The sequence below is a fragment of the Isoptericola sp. NPDC056618 genome, assembly GCF_042792715.1.
GTDB classification, from domain to species: domain Bacteria; phylum Actinomycetota; class Actinomycetes; order Actinomycetales; family Cellulomonadaceae; genus Isoptericola; species Isoptericola nanjingensis.
Genome location: NZ_JBHTVZ010000007.1, coordinates 105,853 through 115,410, shown reverse-complemented (window position 1 = coordinate 115,410; position 9,558 = coordinate 105,853). Strand labels below are relative to the sequence as shown.

8 protein-coding genes are annotated in these 9,558 nt (G+C 73.5%); 5 read left to right on the top strand and 3 right to left on the bottom strand.

Going from position 1 to position 9,558, the window contains the following annotated elements; all coding sequences use genetic code 11:
- The first annotated feature begins 158 nt into the window (after window positions 1–158).
- The 5 genes from ACFQ8T_RS11230 to ACFQ8T_RS11210 all read left to right on the top strand — a co-directional run bounded on the left by ACFQ8T_RS11230 (window position 159) and on the right by ACFQ8T_RS11210 (window position 6,805).
- Window positions 159–1,826, top strand: a complete 1,668-nt coding sequence (locus ACFQ8T_RS11230; RefSeq protein ID WP_430546613.1) for a glycoside hydrolase family 13 protein — start codon at window positions 159–161, stop codon at window positions 1,824–1,826.
- Window positions 1,827–1,911: 85 nt separating this feature from the next.
- The gene (locus ACFQ8T_RS11225) at window positions 1,912–3,306 is read left to right on the top strand and encodes an extracellular solute-binding protein (protein WP_430546612.1); all 1,395 of its coding nucleotides are present in this window, start codon (window positions 1,912–1,914) and stop codon (window positions 3,304–3,306) included.
- A gap of 2 nt (window positions 3,307–3,308) precedes the next feature.
- A complete protein-coding gene (locus tag ACFQ8T_RS11220) occupies window positions 3,309–4,274 on the top strand; it encodes a carbohydrate ABC transporter permease (protein ID WP_430546611.1) in 966 nt (321 codons plus the stop codon).
- Window positions 4,271–5,218: a carbohydrate ABC transporter permease gene (locus tag ACFQ8T_RS11215; RefSeq protein ID WP_430546610.1), complete on the top strand. Its 948-nt coding sequence runs from the start codon at window positions 4,271–4,273 to the stop codon at window positions 5,216–5,218. The genes ACFQ8T_RS11220 and ACFQ8T_RS11215 overlap by 4 nt, the downstream gene beginning before the upstream one ends.
- Window positions 5,219–5,317: 99 nt before the next feature.
- Window positions 5,318–6,805 (top strand): helix-turn-helix domain-containing protein, encoded by a 1,488-nt coding sequence (locus ACFQ8T_RS11210; protein ID WP_430546609.1) that lies wholly within the window; start codon window positions 5,318–5,320, stop codon window positions 6,803–6,805.
- A 107-nt stretch (window positions 6,806–6,912) separates the two neighbouring features.
- On the opposite strand, the gene ACFQ8T_RS11205 is transcribed toward ACFQ8T_RS11210, so the two are convergent.
- From ACFQ8T_RS11205 to ACFQ8T_RS11195, 3 genes are all read right to left on the bottom strand, one after another.
- The gene (locus ACFQ8T_RS11205) at window positions 6,913–7,230 is read right to left on the bottom strand and encodes a hypothetical protein (protein ID WP_430546608.1); all 318 of its coding nucleotides are present in this window, start codon (window positions 7,228–7,230) and stop codon (window positions 6,913–6,915) included.
- Window positions 7,227–7,784 carry a DUF6529 family protein gene (locus ACFQ8T_RS11200; protein ID WP_430546607.1) on the bottom strand — a complete coding sequence of 186 codons (558 nt, stop codon included), beginning with the start codon at window positions 7,782–7,784 and terminating at the stop codon, window positions 7,227–7,229. The genes ACFQ8T_RS11205 and ACFQ8T_RS11200 overlap by 4 nt, the downstream gene beginning before the upstream one ends.
- A gap of 118 nt (window positions 7,785–7,902) precedes the next feature.
- On the bottom strand, window positions 7,903–9,495 hold the full coding sequence (locus ACFQ8T_RS11195; protein ID WP_430546606.1) for an alpha-N-arabinofuranosidase: 1,593 nt from the start codon (window positions 9,493–9,495) through the stop codon (window positions 7,903–7,905).
- Window positions 9,496–9,558 lie beyond the last annotated feature (63 nt).

Below are 9,558 nucleotides of genomic sequence, written 5' to 3'. Positions count from 1 at the left end.
GCCCGGGGGTCCGGGGCCCCCCCCCCGGGCCGTTCCTCTGCGCGCGTCTGTTCGCTGTTGATGTCGCGGTTCGATAACGCTGCTGTCAAGTTCTTGCGCTGTATGCGTCACATCATTACTGTCCTGCTCATCGACGGCGACGGGGAAGGGGCTCATCGGTGAGCAAGGGGCACGACGCCGAGTGGTGGCGCAGCGCGGTGATCTATCAGGTCTACCCGCGCTCGTTCGCCGACGGGAACGGCGACGGCACGGGCGACCTCGCCGGGGTGCGGCAGCGCCTCGGGTACCTCCGGGACCTCGGGGTCGACGCGATCTGGTTCACCCCCTGGTACGTGTCGCCGCTGGCGGACGGGGGGTACGACGTCGCGGACTACCGCGCGATCGACCCGCAGTTCGGCACGCTCGCCGAGGCGGAGGCGCTCATCGCCGAGGCCCGCACCCTGGGGATCCGCACGATCGTCGACGTCGTCCCGAACCATGTCTCGGACGAGCACCCGTGGTTCCGCGACGCCCTGGCCGCCGGCCCCGGGTCGCCGGAGCGCGAGCGGTTCTGGTTCCGGCCCGGCCGGGGGGAGAGCGGCGACGAGCTGCCCACCCGCTGGGTCTCCGACTTCCAGGGCACCACCTGGACCCGCACCACGAACGCCGACGGCACCCCCGGCGAGTGGTACCTGCACCTGTTCGCCCCGTCGCAGCCGGACCTCAACTGGGACCACCCCGACGTGCGCCGCGAGCACGAGGAGATCCTGCGCTTCTGGTTCGACCGCGGCGCCGCCGGCATCCGCATCGACTCCGCCGCGCTGCTCGTCAAGGACCCGGCGCTGCCCGAGGTCCCGGAGCACCCGGCGCCGGGGGAGCACCCGCACGTCGACCGGGACGAGCTGCACGACGTGTACCGGGCCTGGCGGGCGGTGGCCGACTCCTACGACGAGCCGCGCGTGCTGGTCGGCGAGGTGTGGCTGCCGGACACGGACCGCTTCACGCGGTTCCTGCGCCCCGACGAGATGCACACGGCGTTCAACTTCGACTTCATGGCGCGCCCGTGGGACGCCAAGGCGCTGCGCGAGTCGATCACGACGACGCTCGACGCGCACGCCCCCGTCGGCGCACCGGCCACCTGGGTGCTGTCCAACCACGACGTCACCCGGCCGGTGACCCGCTACGGGCGCGCGGACTCGTCGTTCGCGTTCGCGGCCAAGCGCTTCGGCACCCCGACGGACCTCGACCTCGGGCGCCGCCGGGCCCGCGCCGCGGCCCTGCTCGTCGCCGCCCTGCCGGGCGCCCTGTACGTCTACCAGGGCGACGAGCTGGGCCTCCCCGAGGTCGAGGACCTGCCGCGCGAGCTCATCCAGGACCCGATGCACGACCGCTCCGGCGGCGTCGACCCCGGCCGCGACGGCTGCCGCGTGCCGCTGCCCTGGACGCGCGGCGGCCGCTCGTTCGGCTTCGGCCCCGACGGCGGCGCTCCGCCCTGGCTGCCGCAGCCGGCGGCGTGGGGCGGGCTGTCGGTCGAGGCGCAGGAGGCGGACCCGGCGTCGACGCTCGCCCTGTACCGCCGGGCGCTCGCGGCCCGGCGTGCCGAGCCCGCCCTGCACCACGGCGGCCTGCGCTGGCTCGACGCCGTCGGCGACGTCCGGGTCGGCGACGCCGCCCTCGCGTTCGCCCGCGGCGACGGCCACGGCGCCGCCGGGCTGGTGTGCGTCGTCAACCTCGGGCCCGAGCCCGTCCCGCTTCCGGCCGGCGCCGACGTCGTGCTGCACAGCGCCGACCCCCGCGAGCCGCTCACGCGGATCGCCACCGACGTCGCGGTCTGGCTCCGCCCGTGAGCCGGCTCGCCTGAACCCTCCTGCCCGCACCGACCAGCTGCACCACCGCGATTCCTTCGACGGTGACATCGACAAGGGAGTGACGATGAAGTCCACACGAAAGCCGGCCGCGCTCGCCCTGGTGGGCGCGCTCACGGCGGGCGCCCTCGCGGCATGCTCCGGCGGGGGCGACCCGCAGGACGAGAGCACGAACTCGGCGGGTCAGGTCACCCTCTCGGTGGTCTCCCTGCTGCCCGGGTCCACCGAGGAGGCGGTCGCCGCCTTCGAGGACCAGGTCGCGGAGTTCGAGAAGGCGAACCCCGACATCGACGTCCAGCCCGAGGAGTACGAGTGGAAGGCGACGACGTTCGCCGCCCAGCTCGCGGGCGGCACGCTGCCCGACGTCTTCGAGATCCCGTTCACCGACGCCCAGGGCCTGGTGGAGAACGGCCAGCTCGCCGACATGGACGCCCAGTTCCGCGCCCTGCCGTACGCCGAGCAGTTCAACCCGACGATCCTCGAGGCCGGCACGGGCGAGGACGGCCACGTGTACGCGATCCCCGCGAAGAACGCCTACCCGGTCGCCCTGCACTACAACCGCCAGCTCTTCGAGTCGGCCGGCCTCGACCCCGACAGCCCGCCGACCACCTGGGATCAGGTGCGCGAGTACGCGAAGAAGATCGCCGACGCCAACCCGGGCGTCGCCGGCTACGCCACGATGACCCAGAACAACACGGGCGGCTGGCAGCTCACGGCGCAGACCGTCGCGCGCGGCGGCCGCACCGTCGAGACCGACGCGGACCAGAAGGCCACGGCGACCCTCGACAACGCGGGCACCAAGGAGACGCTCCAGTTCCTCCACGACCTGCGGTGGGAGGACGAGTCGATGGGCGGCAACTTCCTGCTCGACTGGGGCAGCATCAACCAGGAGTTCGCGGCGGGCCAGGTGGGCATGTTCACCTCGGGCTCGGACATCTACACCTCGCTGGTGCAGACCAACGCCGTCGACCCGGACACCTACGGCCTCGCGCCGATCCCGCTGTCAGACGCCCCCGAGGCGGCCACGCTCACCGGCGGCACCCTCGCGGGGGTCCCGGCGAACGTGGACGACGGCGTCAAGGACGCCGCGATCAAGTGGATCGACTTCTTCTACCTCAACAAGCTGGTCGACGAGGACCGCGCCGTCGCCGACGCCGAGACCCTCGCCAAGAACGACCAGCCCGTGGGCACGCCCGTCCTGCCGATGTTCTCGAAGGAGCAGTACGAGCTGAACCAGGAGTGGATCGCGGACTACGTCAACGTGCCGCTCGACCAGATGTCGGCGTTCACCGACGCGATGTTCGACCTGCCGCTGGCCGGCGAGCCGTCGCAGAAGACGCAGGAGGTGTACGCGCTGCTCGACCCGGTCGTGCAGGCGGTGCTCACGGACGAGGGCGCGGACATCGACGCCCTGCTCGCCGACGCGAACACGCAGGCCCAGGCGCTGCTCGACCAGGGCTGACCGTGACCGTCACCACCACTCCTCGCGGCGACGTCGCCGCACCCGCGCGGGCGGCCGGTGCCGGCCGCCCGCGCCGCGGCCCGGCCACCTGGCTGCGCGGGGGCGGCCTGCACAGCCTCGTGTTCCTGCTCCCGCTGCTGGTGATCTTCGGCGTCTTCTCGTGGTTCCCGATCGTGCGCGCCGTGATCATGAGCGTGCAGGAGACGAACCTCGTCACCGACCCGACGTTCGTCGGGCTGGACAACTTCCGGCACGTGCTGGCCGACCCGCTGCTGTGGAAGGCCGTGCAGAACACGCTGTACTTCGCGTTCCTGGCCCTGCTGTTCGGCTACCCCGTGCCCCTGGTCGCCGCCGTGCTCATGCGCGAGGTGCGCCGCGGCCGCGGCCTGTACTCGGCCCTCGCGTACCTGCCGGTCGTGGTGCCGCCCGTCGTCGCCGTCCTGCTGTGGAAGTTCTTCTACAAGGGCGGGCCGACCGGCGTGTTCAACACGATCCTCGGCTGGGTGGGTCTCGGCCCGTACCCGTGGCTGCAGGACGCGTCGTGGGCGATGCCGTCCCTCGTGCTCGCCGCGACCTGGGCCGGCGCCGGCGGCACGGTGATCATCTACCTGGCGGCCCTCACGAGCGTGCCCGCCGAGCTGTACGACGCCTCCGAGGTGGACGGCGCCGGGCTGTGGCGCAAGATCTGGCACGTCACGCTGCCGCAGCTGCGCGGGGTGCTGTTCATCACGCTGATCCTGCAGGTCATCGGCACGGCGCAGGTGTTCCTCGAGCCGTACCTGTTCACCGGGGGCGGGCCGAACAACGCCACCGTGACCGTGCTGCTGCTCATCTACCGGTACGCGTTCCAGAACAGCCTCGGCGGCGACTACGGCGCCGCGACCGCGCTGTCGCTCATGCTGGCGGCGGTCCTCGCGGTCTTCTCCGTCCTCTACTTCCGGCTCACCCGGTCCTGGAGCACGTCATGACGCCCTCGTCCACCGCACGTCCCGCCCCGGCGCGCGCCGCGCGCCGTCGCGCCACCCCCTCCGACGACGGCGACCGCGGCGCGCTGTCCGCGCCCGACTGGCGCCGTCCCGCGGTCCGCTGGGGGATGGGCGGCACGCACGTGCTGCTGCTCGTGCTGCTCGTCGTCGTCGGGCTGGGCCCGATGCTGCTGCTGGCGAAGTACGCCGTCACCCCGACGCAGGACATCCTGCGCACGCCCCTGGCCCTGTTCCCGCACGGCATCGCGTGGGAGAACCTCGAGCGGGCGTGGAACGACGTCCAGGTCAGCCGGTACTTCTTGAACACCGTGTGGCTGGCGCTCGGGTCGTGGGCCGTGCAGCTCGTGGTCGCGACGACGGGCGGATACGCGCTGTCCGTGCTGCGGCCGCGCTACGGGAAGGTGGTGCAGGCGCTCGTCCTGTCGACGATGTTCGTGCCCGCCGTCGTGCTGCTCGTGCCGCTGTACCTGACGATCCTCGACCCGCCGCTGCTGGGCCGGTCGCTCGTCGACAGCTTCTGGGCCGTGTGGCTCCCGGCCGGCGCGAGCGCGTTCAACGTGCTGCTGGTGCAGCGGTTCTTCGACAACCTGCCGCGCGAGGTCTTCGAGGCCGCGCGGGTCGACGGGGCCGGGCCGTACCGGCTGTTCTGGTCGATCGTGCTGCCCATGTCGAAGCCGATCCTCGGCGTCGTGTCCGTGTTCGCCGTCATCGCGGCCTGGAAGGACTTCCTGTGGCCGCTGCTGGTGCTCAAGGACCCGGCGATCCAGCCGCTGTCGGTGCGGCTGCCCGCGATCGAGGCGTCCACCGAGCTGGGCGTCTTCCTCGCGGCCCTGGCGATCTCGACCGTGCTCCCGGTGGCGATGTTCCTGGTCTTCCAGCGGCTGTTCCTGCGCGGCGCCGGGCTCGGGGGAGCGGTCAAGGGCTGACGGGTTCACCCGCGGTGTCGTTGACGCCTGGATCGTCCCAATGCTGGTATATGCGCAGATCTGACAGGTGCGCAGATCAGCGACTCCCGGAGGAATGACGTGACCCAGCACGACCCCACGACCGACACGACGGGCTCCGCCCGCGCCACGGTGCGCTACCGCGGGCGGCACCTGCCGATGGTCGCGGTCGTCGTCGCCGCGACCATCGCGACCGCCCTGGCGTACAGCGGCATGGTGCTGTTCGGCCTGGAGGTGGCGGGGATGTCCCCGGCGGAGGCGTACGCCCTCGCCGGATTCCTCGAGGTCAGCCTCGTCGCCGTCGCCCTCATGGCACGCAACGCCGCCCTGGAGGGGCGGCCGTACGGGGTGCTCCTCACCCTGACGTGGATCCTGTCCGGCACGTCCGGCATGTTCGCGGCGCTGCACGAGATCGCCGTGCCGGACGCGAGCACGCCGTACATGGTCGCGTTCCGGTTCGTGCCGCCGCTGGTCGCCGCCCTCATGTGGCACCTGGCGCTGGTGGGCGAGCGCCACCTCGTCACGGGGCACACGCTCGACGAGCGCCGCCGCGAGCACCGCGTGCACCAGTACGTCACCGCCCTCGAGCTGTGGCGCGACGCGCGCCTCGACAGCTCCGGGAACCACGCGGGTATGCGCAAGGTGCGGACGGCGCACAGCCGCCAGCGGGCCGCCCGCGACGCCGCGCTGAAGCTGCTCACGGTCGAGGACTTCGAGCGGCGCATGCAGGTCTGGGTGGAGCGGCTCGAGGCCGCCGAGCGGCACGGCAACCGCCTCGACCTCATCGGCGCCAGCTCCGTCGAGCGCGGCGTCGCCCGCGGTGCGGCGGCCTCGGGCCCGCGCGCGCTGCCGGCGCCTGCCGCGCCGGCGCCGACGGCCCTGCGGCAGCCCGCCCCCGAGCCGGTCGCCACGACGACGGCGGTGGAGGGCGGCGCGTTCGCCGACGACGCCTTCGCCGACGACCTCCAGGCGGCGCTCACGGGCGCGACGCCCGTCGTCGACGAGGCCGGGCGCCGGGACGACGCGGTGGACGACGCCGCGGTGCAGGCCTGGTTCGACGACGTGGACGAGGACCTGGGGCCGGACCCGGCGGTCGAACCCGTCGTGCAGGTCGGCGGCGCCGAGGACGGTGACGCGCCGGAGCTCCTGCCCGCCGACGTGGAGGTGGACAGCGGGCTGCCGGGCACGCGCGAGCCGCTGCCGGGGACGGGCCACACCCGCCGGGTCGAGGTGTTCGACCTGCTCCGGCAGGCGGACCCGGCGCTGGGCGGCGCGCTCGCGCAGCGGTCCGCGTTCCTCACGGCCCACGGCACGTCGCCGGACGGGGACGCCACGGAGGACACCACTTTCGACGTCCCGGTCGAGCGTGCGGCGCCACAGGCGCCCGCGGTCACGGCGGAGGAGCCCGCGGCCGCGACGGCCGACGAGCAGCCCGACGACCGGGGCGACCGCGACCGCCGGATCGTCGAGCTCGCCGACGACGGGCTCACGCACCGGGAGATCGCCGAGCGCTTCGACGTGTCCCGCGCGACGGTGAGCCGCATCGTGAGGCGGCACGCCACCGTCTGAGTCCCGTCGGGGCGCCGGTCAGCGCCACGCGGCCAGCATCGCGCCGACGGTCGCGGCGGCCAGCGCGATCAGCACCAGCGTGGGCAGGCGCTGCCGGAACGGTCGTCTCATCCTCGCCCCCGGTCCGGACCGCTGCGGTCCTCGTCGTCGTCCTGCTCGTCGTCCTGCCGGTCCTCGTCGTCGTCACGCTCGTCGTCCTGCCGGTCCTCGAGCTCGTCCTGCTGCTCGTCGCGCTGGTCCTGGCGCTCCTGGCGCTCCTCGCGCTCCTCGCGCTCGGCCTCGGACGGCGGGCCGGCGGCGGAGAACCAGGCGAAGCCGCCGACGCCGGCGACCAGCGCGACGGCGAGGCCCTCGACGACGTCGCGGCGCGACGGTCCCGGACCGCCCGGGGCGGGAGCGTCGGGGGCGGCACCGGGACCCGTCACGCGATGCCCCCGGTGAGGTACCAGAGTGCGGAGGTGGACCAGACGAGGGCCAGCAGCGCCACCACCGCGCCGCCGAGCAGGGGCAGCACGGCGGGCGGCAGGCCGCGCACGCGCAGGGCGAGCATCTTGACCGTGAACGCGCCGTAGAACAGGCAGCCGGCGACGGAGTGCACCAGCACCCGCGCGGGGTCGTCCTCCAGCCCGATCGACCAGACGCACGCGAAGGCGACCGGCAGCGTGAGCCCGAACGCGGCCACGCCGCTCCACCGGTGCAGCACGCCGACCCAACCCGGGGCCTGCCGGGAGCCCGGCAGCCGGCCGTACATCGCCAGGGCGGAGACGAGCTGGACCAGGAGCAGCGCGACGGCGCCGGTGGACAGCCACACCTTCATCGCCAGCATGTCGGTGAACCACAGGGTCAGCAGCGGGGCGCCGTCGCCCGGGTGGGCGTCCGCGTACGAGCCGAGCGCCGCCGCCACGGCCACGCCGGCCACCGTCGCGGCGGCCAGGGCCCAGCGCCACGACGCGCGGGGGACCGCGGGGGACTCGCCCATGCGGTCACAGTGCCCGGTCGGGCGGTTGCCGGCCACCGGACACGACGCGGCACAGGCGGTGGCGCACCTTCCGAGGCCTCGGAAGGTGCGCCGCCGCCTGAGCGGCGTCAGCGGCGGCTCAGGCGCGGGCGAACGTCCCGGCGAACGCCGTCCAGGACTCGGGGGCGAGGCGCACGCGGGTGTTGCCGCCCTCGCCGGCGGTCGCGGCGGAGGCGACGTCGACCGTGGACCAGCAGGCCTCGGCGACCTTCGCGGCGTGCTCCGGGCCCTCGATGGCGGGCTCGTGGTCCGCCACCATCTGCCAGCCCTCGGTGAGGCCGAGCGCGGCGCCGACGTGGGCCAGCTCCACCTCGGCCACCCGGTCGGACCGGTTGGTGAGGAACAGGCCGAGCGAGCCGTCGTCGTCCACCGTCGCGGCGGCGGTGACGACCGGCGCGGCGCCGTGCTGCGCGGTGTCGTACGTCGGCGCGTCCACGCGCACGTCGAGCGCCGTGCCGCGGGCGAGGCGCGACGTCGTCGCGAACGGGTGGAACGTGGGCTGGCGCCACGCCTCGCCGCCCGGCGCGGTCATGATCGGCGCGATCACGTTGACGAGCTGCGCGAGGCACGCGACGGGCACGCGGTCGGCGTGGTTGAGCAGGGTGACCATGAGGTCGCCCACCACGACGGCGTCGAGGCCGGAGTAGACGTCCTCGATGATGCGCGGGGCGTCGCGCTGGATCGGCAGGTTCTCCTCGCCGCCGAAGCGGGTGGTGTTGTACCAGACGTTCCACTCGTCGAAGCTGATGGTGATGGCCTTGTCGCTGCGCCGCTCGGCGCCGACGGCGTCCGCCGAGGCGACGACCCGGTCGATGAACCGGTCCATGGCGGTGCCCGACGCGAGGAAGGACGCGCGGTCGCCGTCGATCTCCTCGTAGTAGGCGTGCATGGAGATGTGGTCCACCAGGTCGTACGTGTACGACAGGACGGTGCGCTCCCACTCGCCGAACGTCGGCATCTGCATGGACGACGAACCGCACACGATCAGCGAGATCGACGGGTCGACGAGCTTCATCGCCTTGCCGGCCTCGGCGGCGAGCTTGCCGTACTCGTGAGCGTCCTTCTGCCCGATCTGCCACGGGCCGTCCATCTCGTTGCCGAGGCACCACAGCGTCACGCCGTAGGGCTTCTCGCGGCCGTTGGCGATGCGCAGGTCGGCCCACCGGGTGCCGGCCTCGCCGTTGCAGTACTCGACCAGGGCGGCCGCGGCGTCGACGCCGCGGGTGCCGAGGTTGACCGCCATCATCGGCTCGACCCCCTCGCGCTCGGCCCACTGCAGGAACTCGTCGGTGCCGACAAGGTTCGGCTCGACGGTGCGCCAGGCGAGGTCGAGGAACGGCTTGCGCTGCTCGACCGGGCCGACGGCGTCCTCCCACACGTAGTTGGAGACGAAGTTGCCGCCGGGGTAGCGCACCATCGGCACGCCCAGCTCGTGGACCAGGTCCGCGACGTCGCGGCGGAAGCCGTGCTCGTCCGCGGCGGGGTGACCCGGCTCGTAGATGCCGGTGTACACGGCACGGCCGAGGTGCTCGACGAACGAGCCGAACAGGCGTCGGTCGACGGCGCCGCGGCGGAAGTCGGGGTGCAGGGTGACGCGGGCGCCTGCGGCGGCGCCGGGGGCGTGGTCGGGAGCGGCGGGGGCGGGGCGGGCATCGGTGTGGGGAGCCGTCATGGGTCTCACGTTCCTCGTCGAAGTGGGCGATGGTGAAGCCACCGTGTACAACGATGTAGAGTC

Bases quoted from the DNA above. Each gene is read 5' to 3' on its own strand.
- ACFQ8T_RS11225 (WP_430546612.1), top strand. From the start codon at position 1,912: ATGAAGTCCACACGAAAGCCGGCCGCGCTCGCCCTGGTGGGCGCGCTC.
- ACFQ8T_RS11215 (WP_430546610.1), top strand. From the start codon at position 4,271: ATGACGCCCTCGTCCACCGCACGTCCCGCCCCGGCGCGCGCCGCGCGC.
- ACFQ8T_RS11200 (WP_430546607.1), bottom strand. From the start codon at position 7,784: ATGGGCGAGTCCCCCGCGGTCCCCCGCGCGTCGTGGCGCTGGGCCCTG.
- ACFQ8T_RS11195 (WP_430546606.1), bottom strand. From the start codon at position 9,495: ATGACGGCTCCCCACACCGATGCCCGCCCCGCCCCCGCCGCTCCCGAC.